Below are 18,758 nucleotides of genomic sequence, written 5' to 3' on the forward strand. Positions count from 1 at the left end.
CCGGTGGCGCGGGTGGCGCCCGCCGGGCCCTGTGGTGTGTGGGGTGGAGGCAAGATCCCAGACTCCCCGGGCGGAAGGAAGCGTTCGGACACGGCCCGGGGAGATCCTGGACAGGTGTCCATCTATGCTGGACATCTGTCCAGGAAGTCAGAGGCGCAGGAGCAGGCGATGGAGACGACCGCGAACGTGCTGGTGGGCCTGGTGGCCGCCCTGCACGCGTACATCCTGGTCCTGGAGATGTTCCTGTGGGAGCGGAGGCCGGGGCGCGAACTGTCGGGCTTCGACGCCGAGATGGCCCGCGCCACCGCGCCGCTCGCCGCCAACCAGGGCCTCTACAACGGCTTCCTCGCCGCCGGACTCGTCTGGGGGCTGATCGCGGGGGACCCCACCGGATACCGGGTGCAGATCTTCTTCCTCGCCTTCGTCGTCGTCGCGGGCCTGTACGGCGGTGCCACCGCGAACCGCCGCATCCTGGTCGCCCAGGCGCTCCCCGGCGCGCTCGCCCTCGGCGCCGTACTCCTCAGCCGGTGAACCGGCCGGCGGAGGCGGCACCGGGCGACCCCCGGGCCGCCAGGACCCGGGCCAGGCTGCGGCAGGCCCTCCTCGACGAGTGCGCCGAGCGCCCGCTGCCCGAGGTCACCATCGCCACCCTGGTCCGCCGGGCCGGAGTCGGCCGTGCCACCTTCTACGTCCACTACGCCGACCTGGAGGCGCTGGCCGTCGACGCCTGCGCCGACGTGGTGCGCGAGGCGGTCGACGCCCTGCACGCCTGGCGCGGCGTCCCCGACCCCGCGGCCCCACCGCCCGCGCTCCGCGAGTTCCTCACCGGCCTCGCCCCGCACGCGGGCCTCTACCGCGCCCTGCTGCGCCCGGGAGGCGGCGGACCGCTCGGCCTCGTGCTCCACGAGGACCTGCGGGCCCGCAGCTTCCACGAGCGCAGCCTGGCGGGCGCCCCCGAGCCGGAGCTGATCGCCTCGGCCGTCGCCGCGACCTTCGCCGGGGTGCTGGCGGACTGGCTGCACGGCCTGGTCGAGGGCGACCCCGACCGGATCGCCCACCAGGTCTGGCGCCTCCTTGTCACCCTGCACCGCACACCCCTGGCATAGCGGGGCCGGCCCTTCGGCTACTTCAGGTACGGGTCCGAAGTCCCGATCCTGCCGGGGCCGTTCGGGACGTACACCCGAAGGTTGCCCTGGCCGGGGGCGGCGACGGTGAGGGTGCCGCCGGTGACGACGCGGACGTCGCCGGTGACGGCGTCCGTGTACGTGCCGTCGGGGATGCCCGTGTAGGTGGCGCCGCCCGTGACCGTGACCAGGGCGAAGCTGTCCGTCCCGCCCGCGGTGTGGCGGCGCTTGAACGCCACGCCGCCGGAGATGCCCTCGGTGGAGTACTGGCCCGTCTGGAGCGCGGGGATCGCGCGCCGGATCAGGTCGAGCCGCTGCAGGTGCTGCACCAGGGGCTGCCGCAGGGTCGTCGCGACCGCTCCGGAGGCCGAGGTGACCCGGGAGAAGTCGGAGGCCGTGACGGATCCCGCGACATGGTCACCGAAGCAGGCGCGACCGGTGTCGGCGAGCCGACAGGTCGGCCCGCAGTCGATCTTCTTCCCCTTCTGGAACTCGATCTCGGAGCCGTAGTAGAGCGTCGGGATGCCCCGGAAGGTCCACATCAGGGACATGTTCTCGGCCCAGGCGTCCGTGCCGCCCGCGTACCGTTCGCTCGACTTGTTCGGGCCGTAGTCGCGGCTGTCGACGTAGACGACGTTGTAGGTGGCGTCGTTGTAACTGTCGTCCGAGTCCTTGCCGTTGAAGAAGGCGTTCGACGCGTCGCCGAATTTCATGTGCGTGTGCATGTGCATGCGCATGCCGATGACGTTCATGCCCGAGAACCCGCTGTGGACGGGGGTGTGGTAGCTGCTCCCGGACCGCCGCGAAGCCCACGCTGCTCACCAGCGGGCCGAGTACGAAGCCTGCGAGCGCCAGTACAGGAGCGGCTGCGCCGCGTGGCGCGGGAGGCGCGGCTGAGCGGGAGGCCCGCCGTCCCGTGCGAGCCGACTGCGGCACGAAGTTCACCGACGAGCGGTGGAAGGTCATCGAGCCCGCCGGGTGGGACGTGTCACGGGGAGACCCACCCGCACCTGTGCGGCGACTGCAAGCAGTGCGCCGTCACATACGAACGCCAAGCCGAGCGTACCTAGCACGGGCGCCAGGAGTCTGGGGCCAGCTCTGCGGCCGCCCGCTGGCTGGGGCCGGGTCCCGTCGCACAGGACTCGGACCACCTTTGACACCACGCTCCATCCCGCCAGCCCTACACCGTGTCCGTCGCCACCGGTCGCCCGGGATCTGCTGCTCGGGCTCGGGTCCGCCGAAGAACCGGAGCCGACGCTTCCCGGTCTCAACGCGGTGACCCAGGAGGCCGTCGAGGAGGCCGGGGAGACCGGCCGCCCAGTCGAGGACGTATCACAGCGAGGCATCGCCGATCGGGTCTTCGCCGAGCCCGAGGGCGGCTTCACCGCCGAGCTCTCCGCCGCACCCCGATGGGTGCCGCGGGAGGACGGGAGCTGGAAGGACCTCGACACATGGGGTCGTCGTTCGCGGCGTTGCCCGACTTGTGCCCGACTTGGTGTGCTGGCTGCCGCCGCGGTTGTTCGACGGGTCGCCGCCGTTGAAGCGGGCGGTGAGGACGAAGCAGATCGGGTCCTTGCGCGAGTCGGTGCCCAGCGGCTTCCCGGTGGCGGGCGTCGTGGGCGCGTCCCCGGTGGTGGCGGTCGCGGGGGCGGAGGCGGCGTCTACGCTCGGGGCGGCCCGTATGTGTGAGGAACGTCGAGAGGTTCCCGATGAAACTGCCCGCCGCGCTGAGCGCGTTCAACGAAGGGCTGGCGTTCCTGCTGGAGCTCGCGGCCCTGGCGGCGCTGGCCTGGTGGGGCTGGGACAGCGCGGAGAACACGGCGCTACGGCTGCTGCTCGCGTTGGCCGCGCCCGCGCTGGCGGCCGTCGTCTGGGGCCTGTTCGCCGCCCCGAAGGCCCGGATCAACGTGCCGCCGGCGGCGGTCCTGGCGGTGAAGGCCCTGGTCTTCGGCGCGGCGGCACTCGCCCTCTACGCCCTGGACCGGCCGGGCTGGGCGATGACGTTCGCGGCGGTGGCGCTGGTCAACACGACCTTGGCGACGACGGACCGGCGGGCGGCGATGCGGCGGGGCGCCTGAGGGGGTTCAGTCGGCGCGGCGCCCGGGAGTCGGCGCCGCGCCACGTCTGACGGGGTGGGTCACGGCCGGGGCCAGGGGCGGCCCTCCAGGCGTTCGATGTCCCGGTTGAAGCGTTGCAGGTAGGCGGCGAAGTGGGCCACGTCCTCGGGGGACCAGTGCTCCATCACCCGTTCCAGGCCCTCGATGTTCGAGGTCCGGTCGGCCTCGAGGCGGCGCTCGCCCTCCTCCGTGATGCGGAACTTGCGGGCGATCCCGCCGTCCGGGTCGGGGATGCGCTCCACGACCCCGGCGCGCAGCATCGCCGCCGTCTGCCGGTTGAGGGTGGAGGCGTCGAGGCCGAAGGCCTCGCTGAGCTGTCCGATGGACATCGGCCCGTGCATCCGGATGCGGGTGAGCAGGACGTACGCGCTGCGGTCGAGGTGGCCGCCGGCCGCCCGGGAGCGCGGCCCGTACAGATGGGCGTGGCGTCCGATCAGCATGCTCTCGAACTCGACCAGGTGGGTGGGCTTGTCCATGCGTCCATTCTCCCCTGCCGCCGGAGTGTATGCATCCAGCACAACTTGTGCATGCTGCAATCGATGTGCATGATGCATACTACAGTTCCGAAGAATCGAAGAAGCACCGAGGGAGAACCCGTGGACGGCTCCAAGCCCGACGCCCGACCCGGAGGCGTCGTCGGCGTCCTCGCGCTCGCGGGCATCGTGGCCGCACTCATGCAGACACTGGTGGTGCCGCTCATCGGCGACCTCCCCAAGCTGCTCGACACCACCGCGTCCAACGCGTCCTGGGTCATCACCGCCACCCTGCTCGCGGGCGCCGTCGCCACCCCCGTCGCGGGACGGCTCGGCGACACCCTCGGCAAGCGGCGCGTCCTGCTCGTCTCCGTCGTCCCGCTCGTCGTAGGCTCGGTGGTCTGCGCGCTCGCCTCCTCCGTCGTCCCGATGATCGTCGGACGCGGACTCCAGGGCCTCGGCATGGGCGTCGTCCCCCTCGGCATCAGCCTGCTGCGCGACATCCTGCCGCCCGAGAAGCTCGGCGGCTCCATCGCCCTGATGAGCGCCTCCATGGGCGTCGGCGGCGCCCTCGGCCTGCCCTTCTCCGCCGCCGTCGCCGAGAACGCCAGCTGGCGCGTGCTCTTCTGGGTCGCCGCCGGCCTGAGCGTCGTCGTCGGCCTCCTGATCTGGCGCGTCGCCCCCGCGGGCCACCGCGCCCCCGCCACGGGCCGCTTCGACATCCCCGGAGCCCTCGGTCTCGGCGTCGGACTCGTCGCCCTGCTGCTCGCCGTCTCCAAGGGCGCCACCTGGGGCTGGGGCAGCGCCACCACCCTCGGCCTCCTCGCCGTCGCCGTCGTGGTCCTGCTCGCCTGGGGCCGCTGGGAGCTGCGTACCCCCGAGCCCCTCGTCGACCTGCGCGTCACCGCCCGCCCGGTCGTCCTGATGACCAACCTGGCGTCCGTCCTCGTCGGATTCGCCATGTACGCGCAGTCCCTGGTCGTCCCCCAGCTGTTCCAGCTGCCCGAGGCCACCGGCTACGGACTCGGCCAGTCGATGATGGCCATGGGCCTGTGGATGGCCCCGGCCGGCCTGATGATGATGATTCTCGCGCCGCTCGGCGCCAGGCTCTCGGCCGCCCGCGGCCCCAAGGTCACGCTCTCCGTCGGCGCCCTGGTCATCGCCGCCGGATACGGCTCCTCGCTCGCCCTGATGGGCTCCACCTGGGGGCTGCTGGCCGTGACCCTCATCTGCAACACCGGCGTCGGCCTCGCCTACGGAGCCATGCCGGCCCTCATCATGGGCGCCGTCCCGTTGCGGGAGACCGCCTCCGCGAACAGCTTCAACACCCTGATGCGCTCCATCGGCACCTCCGTGTCCGCCGCCGTGATCGGTGTCGTCCTCGCCCAGATGACCACGGACTTCGGCGGCCACGCACTGCCCTCCGAGGACGGCTTCCGCGTCGCCATGCTCATCGGCTGCGGGGTCGGCCTGGTCGCCGCCGTCGTCGCCGCCCTGATCCCGGCCCGGTTCGCGGCGGCCGGTGCGGGCGACCCGGCCGGCGCCGGCGCCGGGAGCGCTCCGGTGGCCCCGTCCGAGGCCACCGCCTGAGAGACCGACATCCCGAGAGCCCTCAGGGGAAGGGTCCCGCCCACCGCAGAGACGCGGTGGGCGGGACCCTTCGCCGTACGGCGACCGCCCTACGACCCGGCCCCGCCCGGCGCGGCGCCCCGGTCCTCCGCCTCCAGCGTGAACAGAGCCCCGTCCGGGTCCCGCACCACCGCCCGGCGTCCTTCCTCGCCCGCCGGAGAGTGCGCCCCGCCCCACTCGCCGCCCGGGACCAGCTCCCCGCCGTGCTCCACGACCGAGGCCTTCGCCGCCTCCAGGTCCCGCACCCGGAACCGTACGAGCCACCGGGGCCGCGTCTGCGGAGTCGACGAGGCGGACTCGACCGGACCGCTGTCCAGGCGGGCCACGGCCTCGCCCTCGCGCCGCAGCACCACCGCGTCGTGCTCGTACGAGACCTCGCAGCAGCCCGGAGTCCCGTCCGCCCACCGGAGCACCCCGCCGTAGAACACCGCCGCGTCGAACGCGTTGCGGGTGTGCAGCTCCAGCCAGGCCGGCGCCTGCCGCTCACCGACGTGCCAGCCCGACATCAGCTCCCCCTCCCACACCCCGAACGCCGCGCCCTCCAGATCGGTGGCGAGCGCCGCACGGCCCGGCGGGAACGCGACAGGGCCCACCCCGACCGTGCCGCCGCGTTCCCTGATCCGGGCGACCGCCGTATCGGCGTCGTCGACGGCGAAGAACACCGTCCAGGCCACCGGCATCGCCGGCTCGGCGGCCAGCGCCGCGATCCCGGCCACCGGTACGCCGTCCCGCTCGGCCACCGCGAACGCCTCGCCCAGGGAACCGTGCCGGAACGTCCAGCCCAGCACCGCCCCGTAGAAGCCCTTCGCCGCGCCGAGATCCCGTGCGGCCAGATTCAGCCAGCACGGTGCTCCCATCGCCTCCCCGGTCTTCGGCCCCGACACCGGCACCACCTCCTCGTCCTGCCTCCAGCGTGCGTCGTGCGCGCCATCCCCGCCTCGTGACGGCGCATGCGCCGGTTCACCCGTCTGCCGCCGATCTCCACCCGCCCGGGTGCGCCGGGCGCCGGGAGGACGGATACCGTCCGGTCATGCGCTCGCCGTACGTCACCCTCCGTGAATCCCCCGAAGGCACGGGTCGCAGGGCGGGTGACGGCGGCCGAACGCACCCCACCGTCTCCCTGCTGCTCCGCCCGTGGGCGTACGAGGACGTCGGGACGCTCGTACGCCACCACCGCGACCCGCAGCTGCGCGCCTGGCTCGCCACCCACCTGGACACCGCCGAGCAGGCGCGCACCTGGGTGGACGCCCAGAACGAGGGGTGGGCGGCCGGACACCGGGCGGCGTTCGCCGTCACCGAGGACACCGCGACGGGCCCTTCGCCGGCGCTCGGCCACATCTCCCTCACCGGCGCGGGCGCGGCACCCGTACGCGTCGGCTACTGGACGGCCCCCGAGGCGCGCGGGCGCGGGGTCGCCACCCGGGCCCTCACGCTCGTCACCCGGTGGGCGGCGCACGGCGACGGGCCCTTCGCGGGGCGCGCCCTGGAGCTCGTGCACGCGGTGGGCAACGAGGGCTCCTGCCGGACCGCGCTGACCTGCGGCTACGCCCTCACCGACACCCTGCGGGCCGCCCCGCCGGTACGGCCGAGGGCCCAGCACCTTCACACGGCGGCGGGACCCCGGCTCGCCCGCGCGGCCCAGCGCGCCGCCCAGGAGGCGTAGGCCCGTACACCGGCGCGGGAGACGGGACGGCGTCAGGCCGTGCGCTCCCGGACCTCGGCCCGCAGCGCGGTGGAGAGCTGGTGGTGGAGGACGCCGAGGACCGGCTCGTCAGGGGCGAACAGGGCCCCGGCGAGCTTCCAGTAGCGGACGATCAGCGGACCCTCCTGGGCCGCCAGCAGACCGGTCAGCCGGCGGCGGAACGCCGGGGTGTCACGGACCCCGAGCGCGTGGGCGTAGGCGGCGACGAATCCGTCCAGGGCGCCCGCCTCCGCAGGGCCCAGCCCGGCCCGTACCGCGTTCCAGGACGCCTCGTACGCCTCCGCCAGCCCCTCGTACAGCACGTCGGGCCGGTACTCCCCGTCCGGCAGCGGGCGCGCCGCCCGCACCTCGGCGTCGTCCGGGCGACGGCCCGAGACGAGCGCGTGCAGCCGCGCGAAGGCCAGTACCTGCGCGGGAGTGGGCTCCGCCGGAGCCGTCGGCACCACCGAGTCCAGGACCGCCGTCACCACCCGGCCCGGCAGCCGGGCCGGCAGGACACGGCGCCAGAACCGGGTGAGGGCCGTCGTGTCGGGCGGCAGCGGCACCGCGCCGACCAGCCGCAAGCGGTCAGACCGCTCCTCGGGCGGGGCGTCCCTGACCAGCCGCAGCGACGCCTCGCGCCAGCGCAGCGCGGCCAGTTGGCCGCCCAGCTCGCACAACCGGCCCGACACGGCCTCCTCCAGGGCCTCGTCGCCGTCGAGGGCCCGCTCGACGGCGGGGACGGGCAGTTCCAGGGAGCGCAGGGAGCGGATCAGGACGAGCCGGTCGAGCGCCTCGGGACCGTACCTGCGGTGCCCGCCGGAGCTGCGCACGCCCTCGGGCAGCAGTCCCCGGTCCGAGTAGTAGCGCACGGTCTTCACCGTGGTCCCCGCGCGTTCGGCGAGTTCCCCGATGCTCCACAGCCCGTCGGTCGACACGTCGTGAGCCTCCCTCAGGGGCCCTGCCGGAGCCCCGCGTACGTCTCTGGTGGACGCGTTCAGTGTGCGGCACGGGGCCGCCCCGCCGTACGGCCTGACCGGTCCTCCGCCGGACTTGAATCTCCCGCAGGGGGAGTTCCTAGCGTGGCGGCACAGCGACCCACTGATGTGCCGAGGAGACGACCATGACGGCGTTCGTGCTGGTGCCGGGCCCCTTCACCGGAGGCTGGGTGTGGGCGGAGGTGGCCGCCCTGCTGCGGGAGGCGGGAGCCGAGGCGTACCCGGTGACCCTGCCCGGCCTCGGGGAACGGCGGGACGAGACAGGGGAAGAGGCCGGAATCGATCTGGAGACGCACGTCGAGGACCTCGTACGGCTGGTCGACGGGATCGACGCACCCGAGGTGGTCCTCGTGGGGCACGGATACGGCCTGTTCCCGGTGTTCGGCGCCGCCGACCGGCGTGCCGGCCGCGTCGCCCGGATCGTCTCGGTCGACACGGCGCTTCCCGAGAACGGCGCGGCCTGGGTGGACTCCGTACCCGACCCCGAGGTCCGCGCACGGCTGGCCGAGGCGGCCCGCGACGGCGAGGACATCGCGTGGGTCGCGCCGCCGCGACCGGGCGACCGGGCGCGCTGGGGCAGTACGGAAGGGGTACCGGCCGAGGCACTGGAACGGTTGGAGCGACGGGCCGTGCCGCAGCCGGCCGGCACGCTCACCGGGCCGCTCCGGCTGACCGGCGCGGCGGCGGCGCTGCCGTCCACGGGCGTCCTGTGCACCGCTAACGGGGGGAGCATCGACCTGGTGCGGATGCTGGTGGAATCGGGGCCGCCGCAGTTCCTCGCGCTCGCCGACGACCGGGTGCGCTTCCTCGAGATCGACACCGGGCACTGGCCGATGCTCTCGGCCCCCGCCGCGCTCGCCGGGGCGCTGCTGCGCGCGGCGGCCGGGGAGGGCCACCGCGTGACCGCACCGGAGCAGGCTCACGAGCGGCCCGCGCACGATGTGCCGTTCCTCCTCGACGTGCCCGAGGGGTACAGCGAGCGCCGGGGCAGGGTCGATCTCCATCTGCCGGACGGCGAACGGCCCCGGCCAGCCGTCGTGTTCGTGCACGGCGGCCCGGTCGCCCCCGAGCAGCGGCCCACCCCGCGCGACACCCCGTTCTTCCTCGGGTACGGCCGCTACGCGGCGAGCCTGGGCGTGGTCGGCGTGACCCTGGACCACCGGCTGCACGGTCTGGCGGACTACCCGCTCGCCGCGGAGGACCTGACGGAGGCCGTCGCGCTGGTGCGCGCCGATCCGAGGGTCGACGGGGACCGGATCGCGCTCTGGTTCTTCTCCACGGGCGGGCTGCTCGCGGCGGACTGGCTCGCCGCGCCCCCGCCGTGGCTGCGGTGCCTGGCCGCGACCTATCCCGCCCTGGCGCCGCTGCCCGGCTGGCGGACGGTGGAGTCCCGCTTCCGCCCGGCGGAAGCGCTCGGCACGGAGGCCGGGCCGCCGATCGTGCTGACCCGGGCCGGACTCGAACACCCGGCCTTCACGGCGACGGTCGAGGAGTTCCTGACCGCCGCCGTGAGGAACGGGACCGACGTCGAGATCGTCGACGTACCGAACGGCCACCACGGCTTCGAGGTGACCGACCGCACCGAGGAGTCCCGCGCGGCCGTGGAACGGGCGATGCGGGCCGTCCTCGGCCGGCTGCGGGACTGACCCCCGCAACCCCCGGGGCCCACGCGCGGGGACGGACGCGTCAGGGCCCGCCCGGCGTCAGAACGCGCCGAGCGAACGCGCCGGATAGCGCGTCGCTACGCTCCCTCCCCGCGCGTCCGCAGCCCTTCCGGGGACCAGCCTCGCCGCGGCACGGAGGCCAGGAGGAGCCGGGTGTACGGGTGCTCCGGGGCGTCCAGGACCCGTGAGGTCGGACCCGCCTCCACCACCTGGCCGGACTTCAGCACCATGACCTCGTCCGCGATGTGCCGGACCACCGCCAGGTCGTGGGTGACGAACAGGTAGCCGATGCCGGCCTCGCGGCGGATCGTGGCGAGCAGGTCCAGGATCTGGGCCTGGATCGACACGTCGAGCGCGGCGACCGCCTCGTCCAGGACGAGCACCCGGGGCTCCACGGCGAGGGCGCGCGCGATGGCGACCCGCTGCCGCTGCCCGCCGGAGAGACCCCGGGGGAGGGCGCCCGCCTCGCGGGCGCCCAGGCCCACCTGGTCCAGGAGCTCGCCGACCCTGGCCTTGCGGGCGGCGGGGTCCAGGTCGGTGTGCAGGCGCAGCACCTCGTCGAGGCAGCCGGACACGGTGATCCGGGGGTCGAGCGAGAGGTACGGGTCCTGGAACACCATCTGGATCTCGCGGGCCCTGGACAGCCGCTCGGCCCGGCCCCGGGGCCGCGTGGAGCGGTCCCGGCCGTCGAGGCGGACGCTGCCGCCGTCGGGGCGCTCCAGACCGACGAGCATCCGGACGGTCGTCGTCTTGCCGCTGCCGGACTCCCCGACGAGCGCGAGGGACCTGCCCGGCGCCAGGGTGAAGGACACGTCGTCGACCGCGGTGTGGTCGCCGTACCGCTTCCGCAGGCCCTCGACGACGAGGCCCTCCTTCGTCAACACGGTCACAGCGTGATCCCTTCGTCGGCGCGGTGGCAGGCGGCGAATCCCTCGCCGTGCCGGGCGAGCACGGGTGCCTCCTCGGTACATCGCGGCAGCGCGTGGGCGCAGCGCGCGGCGAAGGCGCAGCCGGGCGGCTGCTCGGCGAGGGACACGGGCCGGCCCGGGATGGGCCGGGGGGCCGGTGCGCCCGCCTCGATGCGCGGGGTGCAGCCGAGCAGGCCCGCGGTGTAGGGGTGGCGGGGCCGGTCGAACAGCTCGTCGGTGCCCCGGGTCTCGACGATCCGGCCGGCGTACATCACGTACACGCGGTCGCAGATCGCCGAGGCCAGCTCCAGGTCGTGGGTGACGAAGAGGAGTCCGGTGCCGCGTTCGGCGCGCATGCGGGTCAGGATCGCGATGATCTCGGCCTGCGTCGTGACGTCGAGGGCGGTGGTGGGCTCGTCGGCGACGAGCAGGTCCGGTTCGGCGGCGAGGGCGGCGGCGATGACCACCCGCTGGAGCATGCCGCCGGAGAACTCGTGCGGCCGGCGGCGCAGGGCCCCGCGCGGGTCGCGGATGCCGACCGCGTGGAGGAGTTCCTCGGCGCGCGCGGTGGCCTCACTCGCGGGTGTACCGGCCGCGCGCAGTCCCTCGGTGAGGAAGTCGCCGACCCGGCGCAGCGGGTTGACGGAGGCGCGCGGGTCCTGGAAGACCATGGCGACCTTCCGGGCCCGCGTCGCGGCCAGCTCCGTACGGCTCATGGCGAGCACGTCCCGGCCGGCCACCTTGACCCGGCCGCTGGTGTGCGCGCCCGACGGCAGCAGTCCGAGGACGCTGCGGCAGGCCACCGACTTGCCGGAACCGGACTCGCCGACCAGGCCGACGGTCTCCCCGGGCCGCACGGTCAGCGATACGCCGTCCAGGATGGGGCGGGCGGCGCGGTCGCCGTCCAGCCGGATCCCGAGGTCCTCGATCTCCAGGACCGGTGCCCGGTCCGTCTGTTCTGTCATGGCGTTCACCGTTCCCGCCGAGCGATCCGGTCGGCGAGCCCCTCGCCGACGATGCCGAACGCCACCACGGCGAGCACGATGCACACCGAGGGGGCGAGGGCGGGCAGCATCGCCCCCTGCTGGACGGCCGACTGGCCTTCGTTGATCATGGCGCCCCAGTCGGCGGTCGGCGGCTGCACGCCGAAGCCGAGGAAGGAGAGCGCCGCCAGGTCCATCAGCGCGTACCCGAAGTTCATCGCGGACTGCGCGAAGACGGTGGGCGCGATGTTCGGCAGGAGGTGGCGCACACAGACGGTCCAGCCGGACCAGCCCTGCACCCGGTACGCCTCGATGTACGGGCGTGCCTTCTCCTGCCGGGCGATCCCGCGGACCAGACGGCCCACGTACGGGGTGTACGCCACGGCCATCGCGATCACCGGCGCGGTCATGCCGGAGCCGACGACCGAGACCAGCAGGATCGCGAGGAGCAGGCCGGGGATGGCGAAGATCATGTCCATCGAGCGGGACAGGACGGAGTCCGCCCAGCCGCCGCGCCAGGCCGCCACCACGCCGAGCAGGGTGCCCAGCAGGGTGGACACGACGACGACGAGCAGGGGACCGAGCAGTCCGGTCCGGGCGCCGTGCAGCAGCCGGGACAGGATGTCCCGCCCCGACTGGTCGGTGCCGAGCAGGTGGGTACCGCTGGTCCCGGTCAGGCTCGCCGACAGGTCCAGCGCCTCGGGGTCGTACGGGGCGAGGACGGGGGCGAACACGGCGACCAGGACGAGCGCGGCGAGCACCACGACCGAGAGGGTGAAGAGGGGGCCCTGCGACAGGAGGCGCAGGCCGCGCAGGCCGGGCCTGCGGTAGGGCACCGGCGTGGCGGCGGTGGTGGTGGTCATGAGGAGCCTTCCCCGTGGAGTGAAAGCCGGGGGTCGATGAGAGGGGCGAGCAGGTCGACGACGAGGTTGACGAGGACGAACGCGGCCACGCTGAGCAGGGTGATCGCCTGGACGACTGCGAAGTCCTTGGCGGTGACCGACTGCACCAGCAGCGAGCCGAGGCCGGGCACGTCGAAGGCGGTCTCGACGATCGAGGTGCTGATGAGGAGTCCGGCGAGCATGGTGCCGCCGACGGTGACGACCGGGCCCAGCGCGTTCCGCAGCACGTGCCGGCGGATCACGGTCCGGCCCGCGACACCGCGGGCCCGGGACACCTCGACGTGCTCGCGGCCCAGCTCGTCGAGCATGGCCGAGCGGGTCACCCGGGCGAGCAGACCGGCGAAGGTCAGCGCCAGGGCGACGGCGGGCAGCGTCAGGTGGTAGAGCCGTTCCGACAGGCCGGTGGGCGTGCCGCCCGGCCCGGGGAACCAGCCCAGCTGGACCGAGAACACCGAGACGAGCGCGATGGCGGTGACGAACGACGGGGTCGCCGTGGCGACGCCGGTGCCCATCAGCACCACCCGGTCCAGCGGGCCGGGCTTCAGCGCGGCGAGGATACCGGCCGTCACGCCGAGGACCGCGACGAGCACGGCCGCGTAGCCGACGAGTAGCGCGGTGCCGGCCAGACGTGAGCCGATCAGCTCGGCCACGTCCTGGTGGAACTGGGCGGAGGTGCCGAAGTCACCGCGCACGACACCGCCGAGCCACTGGAGGTACTGCGAGGGCAGTGAGTCGTCCAGGTGGTACTGGGACCGCAGGGCCTCCACCGCTTCGGGGGTCGCGGGGCGGCCGTGGAGCAGGAACGACACCGGGTCGCCGGGGGCCAGGTGGACGCTGCCGAAGACCACGAGCGAGGTCACGAACAGCACCGCCACCAGGCCCAGGAGCCGTCCGACGAGGTAGCGGGTCATTACTTCGCGGCCCCGATCGTCGCGGCCCACGGGTAGTAGAGCTGGGCGATGCCGGTGGGCGCGCCGGTGATCCGCTTGCCGAGGAAGACCGTGAAGGGGGCCTCGTACACGGGGATGATCGGGAGCTCGGCCATGGCGATGCGCTGGAGCTCGGCGGTCCGCTCCGCGCGGGCGGCGGGGTTCGGCTCGGAGTTGGCACGGTCGAAGGCGACGTCGTACTCGGCGTTCGACCACTTGCCGTAGTTGCCGAAGTCCCCGGTGCGCAGGTACTGGTAGAACTCCAGCGGGTCGGGCGTGTTGTCGTACCCGTTGGTGATGACCAGATCGAGCCCGGTGCGGGCGTTCGGGTCGACGAAGATGCTGCTGTACGCGTCCGGGGAGACGGACTTGAGCTCCACGTTCAGGCCGATCTGGCGGCCGGCGGCCTGCACGGCGTTGGCGACGACGCTGATCTCGGGGGAGAGCGTGCTGGTGGCCACGGTGAGCGTGCGGCCGGTGGCGCCGGCCTCCTGGATGAGCTTCTTCGCGCCCTCGACGTCGTACGCCGGCTCGGGCAACGTGTCGTAGAGCGCGGCGGTCTTCTCTGGGGCCAGCGCCCAGGCGCCGCGTGCGGCGGGAGCCTTGGCGGGGACGCCGACACCGCCGGCCGCGGCCTTGATGATGTTCTTCCGGTCCAGCGCCATCGAGAGGGCCTTGCGGACCCGGAGGTCACGGAGCGTGCCGCGGAAGTCGAGGACGGCGAGGTTCGACGCGGCGGTGTTGGGGCCGAAGAGGAGCGATCCCTTGTCGCTGGAGCGCAACTGGCCGAAGGAGGAGGACGGCACCATGTAACCGCCGTCGGCCGTGCCGGAGCGGAAGGCGTTGGCGCGGGCCGCGGCGTCCTCGATGAAGGTGAACTTCACGGCGGCCGACTTGGGGGCCAGCTTCGGGTCCCAGTAGGCGTCGTGCTTCTTCAGGGTGATGTCCGAGCCCTGCGACCACTTGTCGAGGGCGTACGGGCCGGTGCAGTTCACCCCGCCCTTGGGGGTTCCGTAGTCCTTGCCGGCCTTCGCGAGGTAGGCGGCGCTCTCGATGGTGCCGGGGGAGGCGGCCATCAGCTCGTTCAGCAGGACGTCGGCCTTGCCGAGGCGGAGCGTCACCTCCAGCGGGCCGGTCTTCTCGATCGCGTCGACGTTCTTGAAGACGGAGCCCCAGGGGGAGCCGGTGGCCGGGTTCATCTGCCGCTTGAGCGAGGCGACGACGTCGTCGGCGGTCATCGTGGTGCCGTCGTGGAACTTGACCCCCGGGCGCAGTGTGTAGACGAGGGTGCGCGGGTCCGGCTGGGTGTACTTCAGCGCGAGACCGGGCTCGATCTTCATGTCGGGGGTGACACGGAAGAGCTGCTCGCACACGTTCGCGAGGACGGTGTTCGGCGGGTAGTCGTACGCGAGGGCGTAGTCGAGCGTGTACGGCTCGGCGTACAGCGACCAGGTGAACGAGTCCAGGTTGCCCTTCGCGGGGGGCGAGAGCGGGGTGACCTTGAAGTCGCCGCCGGTGCCGCCGCCGACGGTCGGCTGCTGCGTCGTGGCGCCGGAGCAGGCGGCGGTGGTGGCCGCGAGAGCGGCGGTACAGGCGAGTAGAGCGATGGCTCGGGGCATGCGCATGCAGACCCACCCCTTTACGGGTGTAGTGACGGGCGCTGGGGGATGGAGCGAGTATTGATGCGGGAACGTTCCCGCACAAGGGTTTGCGGGAACGGTTTTCCGCAGGTCGCGAGGGTGGCAACATCGTTTCCATGACTGATGTCCCACAGCCCGGAGGGCAGCCCTCGCCGCCCCTCCCGCGCGTCCGCCTGATCGACGTGGCCCGCGAGGCGGGGCTGTCCAAGACGACCGTCTCGGCGGCGCTCAACGGCACCGGAAGGCTCTCTCCCGAAGTCCGGGAGAAGGCCCGCGACACCGCGCGCAGAATGGGCTACCGGCCCAACGCCACCGCGCGGCACCTGCGCGCGGGACGGGCCCGGTTGATCGGTTACGTGATCGGGGAGTTCGCGGACGCCCCGTGGAGCTTCCTCGAATCCCCGTACTTCGCCCGGCTGACCGCGGCGACCTCGGCGACCGCGCTGCGACGCGGCTACGCCGTGGTGCTGCTGCCCGCCGGCTCCCTGCAGAGCGAATGGGCCGACCTGTCGCTCGACGCCGTGATCGTCGCCGACCCGGTCGCCGACGACGCGGTCGTGGAGGACCTGATCGCCGCTCGCATCCCGGTGTTCAGCGACCGTTCGGTCGAAGGACGGCCGGGGGCGTACTGGATCGACGTCGACGCGGGAGCCGCCGTGCGCCAGGCCCTGGACCACCTCCGGGACCAGGGCGCCCGGCGGCCGGTGCTCGTCGTGCCCGACAGCACCACCCGCTTCCACGTCGAGGTCGTCGCCGCCCACCGCGCGTGGTGCGCCGCGCACGGCCTGCCGGAGCGGGTCGTACGTGTCACCGCGCACGGGAACGGTCCCGTCGTACAGGCCGTGGAGGCCGCCCTGGAGAGTGCCGGGGAGGACCGCCCCGACGCCCTCCTGATCGTGGCCGAGGTGAGCCCGCCCCTCGTCCTGGAGGCGGTGCGCCGCCACGGATACGAAGTTCCCGGTGACCTCCTCCTCGTCTGTGTGAGCGAGGACGTCACCGCCGAGCACACCGCCCCGACCGTGACCACCCTGAGCCTGCGGCCCGAGGCGGTCGCGGAGGCGGGCGTCGAGCACCTGGTGGCGGTCCTGGAACACGGCCTCCGCGAGGTGCCAGGGGCGATCGTCCCCACCCGCCTCCACGTACGGGAGTCGTCGGTCAGCGCCGTTCAGACGGAGTGCACGAGCCGGCCGCCGACATAGGTCTGCTCGACCCTGGCCTCCGCGATCTCCTCCGGCGGCGCCGTGAGGATGTCGCGGTCCAGGACCACCAGGTCGGCGAGGTTGCCGGCCTGGAGGCTGCCCGTGTTGTCGAGACCGTTCACATGCGCGGTGCCGGCGGTGTAGGCGGCGAGCGCGGTGGTCAGGTCGAGCCGCTGCTCGGCGTAGAAGACCTTCGCGTCGGGGTTCTCGGGATCCTTGCGGTTCACGGCCACGTGGATGCCCATGAGGGGGTCGGGACTGCTGACCGGCCAGTCGCTGCCGGCGGCGAGCGTGGCACCGGCCCGCAGCAGGTCTCCGAACGGGTACTGCCAGGCCGCGCGCTCCGGGCCGAGGAACGGGATCGTCAGCTCGTCCATCTGCGGCTCGTGCGCCGCCCACAGCGGCTGGATGTTGGCGACGGCGCCCAGCTCCGCGAAGCGCGCCAGGTCCTCGGGGTGGACCACCTGGAGGTGGGCCAGGTGGTGGCGGTTGCCCCGGCGACCGTTGGCCTTCACCGCGGCCTCGACCGCGTTCAGGGCCTCGCGCACGGCCCGGTCGCCCAGGGCGTGGAAGTGGACCTGGAAGTCCAGGGCGTCCAGCTCGGTCACGTAGCCGCGCAGCGCCTCGGGGTCGACGAAGCTCAGGCCGGAGTTGCCGGTGGCGCAGCCGCAGCCGTCCAGGTAGGGCGTGGTCATCGCGGCGGTGAAGTTCTCCGCGACGCCGTCCTGCATGATCTTCACCGAGGTCGCGCGGAACCGGCCGGTGTTCAGCTTCTCGCGCCGGGCGACCAGCTCGGAAATCTGCTCGGCGCCCCGCGTCCGGTCCCACCACAGCGCGCCGGTCACCCGGGCGGTGAGCGAGCCGTCGAGCGCGGCCGCCATGTAGGCGTCCGAGGGGTCCGGCTGGCCCATGAGCTCACCGAGCATGGCGTCCTGCCACGCGGTGATGCCCAGGGAGTGCAGCAGCCGCTGGGCCCGGAGCAGCCCGTCGAGGCTCTCCTTCGGCGTGCCGCGCGGCACCAGCCGGGAGACCAGCGCCGTGGCGCCCTCCTGGAGCATGCCGCTCGGGGTGCCGTCCGCCTCGCGCTCGATGCGGCCGTCGGCGGGGTCGGGGGTGTCCGCGGTGATGCCCGCCAGTTCCAGCGCCCGCGTGTTGGCCCAGGCGCCGTGGTGGTCGCGGTTCGACAGCAGGACCGGCCGGTCCGAGACGACGGCGTCCAGCAGCTGCCGGGTCGGCAGCCCGCCCTCGAAGCTCTCCATCGACCAGCCGCCGCCGGTGATCCACGCGCGGTCCGGGTGCGCGTCGGCGTAGGCGCGGATCCGGTTGATGTAGTCGTCGACACCGACCGTCTCGGTGAGGTCGCACTCGGCCAGTTCCACGCCGGCGGACACCGCGTGGATGTGGGCGTCCTGGAAGCCGGGGATCAGCAGCTTCCCCGTCAGGTCCACCACCTCGGTGCCCGGACCGATGAGCTCCCGCACCTCGTCGTGACCGACTGCCACGATCCGGTCGCCGACGACGGCGACCGACGACGCCCGGGTACGGGCGGAGTCCGCGGTGAAGACGGGACCCCGGGTGAAGACCAGATCGGCCTTGGCCATGCGCATGCTCCAGAACGTGAGGTGGCGGTGGGTGTGGGCGCCATGGAAGCGGGAAGAGCGTTTACACGTCAATGGTGTTGACGTAAGGTCCCGGCCATGTCCGAACGTGTGGTTCCCGAAGGCAGCCGGCAGCGACGCCGGCCCACCAAGCAGGGCGCCGTCCTCTCCGAGCAGCTGATCGTCGACACGGCGCTGCGGCTGGTCGCCCAGCACGGCGCCGAGGCGCTGTCGGTACGCAGGCTGGGGGCCGCGCTCGGTGCCGACCCGAGCGCGCTGTACCGCTATTTCCGCAACACCGACGCCCTGCTCCTCGCCCTCGCGGACGAGCTGATCGGCCGGGCGCAGGAGGGGTACACGGAGACGGGTGACTGGCGGGAGGACCTGCGGTCGATGGGCCTGCGGATCCACGCCCGCTATCTCTCGCACCCCCAGGCGGCGGTCCTCGCGGCGCACCGCACCACGGGACGCCGCCACGAGACCCAGGCCGTCGAGCGGATCCTCGGCATACTGCGCAAGGCGGGATTCCCGGACGCGCTCGCCGTGCGGACGTACCACGCCTTCGTCGATCAGGCCCTCGCCTTCGCGGCGCAGGACGCCGCCGCCCTGGCCCTGCCGACGGCGGCGAGGGAGGCGGACGAGACGGTCTGGCACGAGGTGTACGGCAGGCTGTCGCCGGACACCCATCCGCACATCGCCGCGACCTTCCCGCTGCTCGCCGTCGACATGGTCGGCAGCGGCTACCCCTTCGCCCTGGAACTGATGCTGGGCTCGATGGCGGCGCTGTTGCCTCCGGGGGAGGAATCCGGTCGGGAGTGAGGGCGGCCGGGGTCCGGGGGCACACGGAGGTACGCCGAGGGGCGCGGCCGAGGGTATGGCGGCGGCCGGCGTCCGGGACGGGCTGGGCACACGG

The 18,758-nt window shown here is 73.5% G+C and carries 17 protein-coding genes and 2 pseudogenes; 8 read left to right on the plus strand and 11 right to left on the minus strand.

Features of this window, described 5'->3' with window-relative positions; translation table 11 throughout:
* Nucleotides 1–168 precede the first annotated feature (168 nt).
* Entirely contained in the window at nucleotides 169–531 is a 363-nt protein-coding gene (locus ABT154_RS32750) for a DUF1304 domain-containing protein (RefSeq protein ID WP_351861852.1), read from the plus strand.
* Entirely contained in the window at nucleotides 528–1,106 is a 579-nt protein-coding gene (locus ABT154_RS32755) for a TetR/AcrR family transcriptional regulator (RefSeq protein WP_351861854.1), read from the plus strand. The genes ABT154_RS32750 and ABT154_RS32755 overlap by 4 nt, the downstream gene beginning before the upstream one ends.
* Before the next feature lie 17 nt (nucleotides 1,107–1,123).
* On the opposite strand, the pseudogene ABT154_RS32760 reads toward ABT154_RS32755, so the two are convergent.
* Together ABT154_RS32760 and ABT154_RS32765 are read right to left on the minus strand one after the other, a co-directional pair.
* Nucleotides 1,124–1,918, minus strand: a pseudogene (locus ABT154_RS32760) (alpha-amylase family protein); the annotation flags it as partial.
* Between the two features lie 647 nt (nucleotides 1,919–2,565).
* Nucleotides 2,566–2,801: pseudogene (locus tag ABT154_RS32765) on the minus strand (hypothetical protein); the annotation flags it as partial.
* A 32-nt stretch (nucleotides 2,802–2,833) separates the two neighbouring features.
* On the opposite strand from ABT154_RS32765, the gene ABT154_RS32770 reads away from it, so the two are divergent.
* Nucleotides 2,834–3,202, plus strand: a complete 369-nt coding sequence (locus tag ABT154_RS32770) for a YrdB family protein (RefSeq protein WP_351861856.1) — start codon at nucleotides 2,834–2,836, stop codon at nucleotides 3,200–3,202.
* 59 nt (nucleotides 3,203–3,261) lie between these two features.
* Here ABT154_RS32770 and ABT154_RS32775 read toward each other — a convergent pair whose 3' ends face one another.
* Nucleotides 3,262–3,717 carry a MarR family winged helix-turn-helix transcriptional regulator gene (locus tag ABT154_RS32775; protein WP_351861858.1) on the minus strand — a complete coding sequence of 152 codons (456 nt, stop codon included), beginning with the start codon at nucleotides 3,715–3,717 and terminating at the stop codon, nucleotides 3,262–3,264.
* A gap of 120 nt (nucleotides 3,718–3,837) precedes the next feature.
* Between ABT154_RS32775 and ABT154_RS32780 the strand changes: the two genes are divergently transcribed.
* On the plus strand, nucleotides 3,838–5,304 hold the full coding sequence (locus ABT154_RS32780) for an MFS transporter (protein WP_351861860.1): 1,467 nt from the start codon (nucleotides 3,838–3,840) through the stop codon (nucleotides 5,302–5,304).
* Between the two features lie 89 nt (nucleotides 5,305–5,393).
* On the opposite strand, the gene ABT154_RS32785 is transcribed toward ABT154_RS32780, so the two are convergent.
* Nucleotides 5,394–6,200 (minus strand): VOC family protein, encoded by an 807-nt coding sequence (locus ABT154_RS32785; RefSeq protein ID WP_502969654.1) that lies wholly within the window; start codon nucleotides 6,198–6,200, stop codon nucleotides 5,394–5,396.
* Between the two features lie 173 nt (nucleotides 6,201–6,373).
* Between ABT154_RS32785 and ABT154_RS32790 the strand changes: the two genes are divergently transcribed.
* Nucleotides 6,374–7,006 (plus strand): GNAT family N-acetyltransferase, encoded by a 633-nt coding sequence (locus tag ABT154_RS32790; protein ID WP_351861864.1) that lies wholly within the window; start codon nucleotides 6,374–6,376, stop codon nucleotides 7,004–7,006.
* Between the two features lie 32 nt (nucleotides 7,007–7,038).
* On the opposite strand, the gene ABT154_RS32795 is transcribed toward ABT154_RS32790, so the two are convergent.
* Nucleotides 7,039–7,962, minus strand: coding sequence for a helix-turn-helix domain-containing protein (locus ABT154_RS32795; RefSeq protein WP_351861866.1), 924 nt, complete (start codon nucleotides 7,960–7,962; stop codon nucleotides 7,039–7,041).
* 185 nt (nucleotides 7,963–8,147) lie between these two features.
* On the opposite strand from ABT154_RS32795, the gene ABT154_RS32800 reads away from it, so the two are divergent.
* Nucleotides 8,148–9,668, plus strand: a complete 1,521-nt coding sequence (locus ABT154_RS32800) for an alpha/beta hydrolase (RefSeq protein ID WP_351861868.1) — start codon at nucleotides 8,148–8,150, stop codon at nucleotides 9,666–9,668.
* Nucleotides 9,669–9,763: 95 nt separating this feature from the next.
* Here ABT154_RS32800 and ABT154_RS32805 read toward each other — a convergent pair whose 3' ends face one another.
* From ABT154_RS32805 to ABT154_RS32825, 5 genes are read right to left on the minus strand one after another with little or no spacing between them, the layout of a single operon-like run.
* Entirely contained in the window at nucleotides 9,764–10,567 is an 804-nt protein-coding gene (locus ABT154_RS32805; RefSeq protein ID WP_351861911.1) for an ABC transporter ATP-binding protein, read from the minus strand.
* Between the two features lie 5 nt (nucleotides 10,568–10,572).
* A complete protein-coding gene (locus ABT154_RS32810) occupies nucleotides 10,573–11,559 on the minus strand; it encodes an ABC transporter ATP-binding protein (RefSeq protein WP_351861870.1) in 987 nt (328 codons plus the stop codon).
* A 5-nt stretch (nucleotides 11,560–11,564) separates the two neighbouring features.
* Nucleotides 11,565–12,440, minus strand: coding sequence for an ABC transporter permease (locus ABT154_RS32815; RefSeq protein WP_351861872.1), 876 nt, complete (start codon nucleotides 12,438–12,440; stop codon nucleotides 11,565–11,567).
* A complete protein-coding gene (locus ABT154_RS32820; RefSeq protein WP_351861874.1) occupies nucleotides 12,437–13,390 on the minus strand; it encodes an ABC transporter permease in 954 nt (317 codons plus the stop codon). The genes ABT154_RS32815 and ABT154_RS32820 overlap by 4 nt, the downstream gene beginning before the upstream one ends.
* Entirely contained in the window at nucleotides 13,390–15,033 is a 1,644-nt protein-coding gene (locus tag ABT154_RS32825) for an ABC transporter substrate-binding protein (protein ID WP_351861876.1), read from the minus strand. The genes ABT154_RS32820 and ABT154_RS32825 overlap by 1 nt, the downstream gene beginning before the upstream one ends.
* A 131-nt stretch (nucleotides 15,034–15,164) precedes the next feature.
* Between ABT154_RS32825 and ABT154_RS32830 the strand changes: the two genes are divergently transcribed.
* Nucleotides 15,165–16,247, plus strand: coding sequence for a LacI family DNA-binding transcriptional regulator (locus ABT154_RS32830; protein WP_351861878.1), 1,083 nt, complete (start codon nucleotides 15,165–15,167; stop codon nucleotides 16,245–16,247).
* On the opposite strand, the gene ABT154_RS32835 is transcribed toward ABT154_RS32830, so the two are convergent.
* Nucleotides 16,214–17,848, minus strand: coding sequence for an amidohydrolase (locus ABT154_RS32835; protein WP_351861913.1), 1,635 nt, complete (start codon nucleotides 17,846–17,848; stop codon nucleotides 16,214–16,216). The genes ABT154_RS32830 and ABT154_RS32835 overlap by 34 nt on opposite strands.
* A 96-nt stretch (nucleotides 17,849–17,944) precedes the next feature.
* On the opposite strand from ABT154_RS32835, the gene ABT154_RS32840 reads away from it, so the two are divergent.
* Nucleotides 17,945–18,664 carry a TetR/AcrR family transcriptional regulator gene (locus tag ABT154_RS32840; RefSeq protein WP_351861879.1) on the plus strand — a complete coding sequence of 240 codons (720 nt, stop codon included), beginning with the start codon at nucleotides 17,945–17,947 and terminating at the stop codon, nucleotides 18,662–18,664.
* Nucleotides 18,665–18,758: the final 94 nt, after the last annotated feature.

The organism is Streptomyces sp. NPDC001728, from assembly GCF_040297565.1.
Lineage (GTDB): Bacteria > Actinomycetota > Actinomycetes > Streptomycetales > Streptomycetaceae > Streptomyces.

Coding starts and splice junctions, on each gene's coding strand:
- ABT154_RS32750 (WP_351861852.1), top strand. CDS start 169: ATGGAGACGACCGCGAACGTGCTGGTGGGCCTGGTGGCCGCCCTGCAC.
- ABT154_RS32770 (WP_351861856.1), top strand. CDS start 2,834: ATGAAACTGCCCGCCGCGCTGAGCGCGTTCAACGAAGGGCTGGCGTTC.
- ABT154_RS32775 (WP_351861858.1), bottom strand. CDS start 3,717: ATGGACAAGCCCACCCACCTGGTCGAGTTCGAGAGCATGCTGATCGGA.
- ABT154_RS32785 (WP_502969654.1), bottom strand. CDS start 6,200: ATGGGAGCACCGTGCTGGCTGAATCTGGCCGCACGGGATCTCGGCGCG.
- ABT154_RS32790 (WP_351861864.1), top strand. CDS start 6,374: ATGCGCTCGCCGTACGTCACCCTCCGTGAATCCCCCGAAGGCACGGGT.
- ABT154_RS32800 (WP_351861868.1), top strand. CDS start 8,148: ATGACGGCGTTCGTGCTGGTGCCGGGCCCCTTCACCGGAGGCTGGGTG.
- ABT154_RS32810 (WP_351861870.1), bottom strand. CDS start 11,559: ATGACAGAACAGACGGACCGGGCACCGGTCCTGGAGATCGAGGACCTC.
- ABT154_RS32815 (WP_351861872.1), bottom strand. CDS start 12,440: ATGACCACCACCACCGCCGCCACGCCGGTGCCCTACCGCAGGCCCGGC.
- ABT154_RS32820 (WP_351861874.1), bottom strand. CDS start 13,390: ATGACCCGCTACCTCGTCGGACGGCTCCTGGGCCTGGTGGCGGTGCTG.
- ABT154_RS32825 (WP_351861876.1), bottom strand. CDS start 15,033: ATGCGCATGCCCCGAGCCATCGCTCTACTCGCCTGTACCGCCGCTCTC.
- ABT154_RS32830 (WP_351861878.1), top strand. CDS start 15,165: ATGACTGATGTCCCACAGCCCGGAGGGCAGCCCTCGCCGCCCCTCCCG.
- ABT154_RS32835 (WP_351861913.1), bottom strand. CDS start 17,848: ATGGCCAAGGCCGATCTGGTCTTCACCCGGGGTCCCGTCTTCACCGCG.
- ABT154_RS32840 (WP_351861879.1), top strand. CDS start 17,945: ATGTCCGAACGTGTGGTTCCCGAAGGCAGCCGGCAGCGACGCCGGCCC.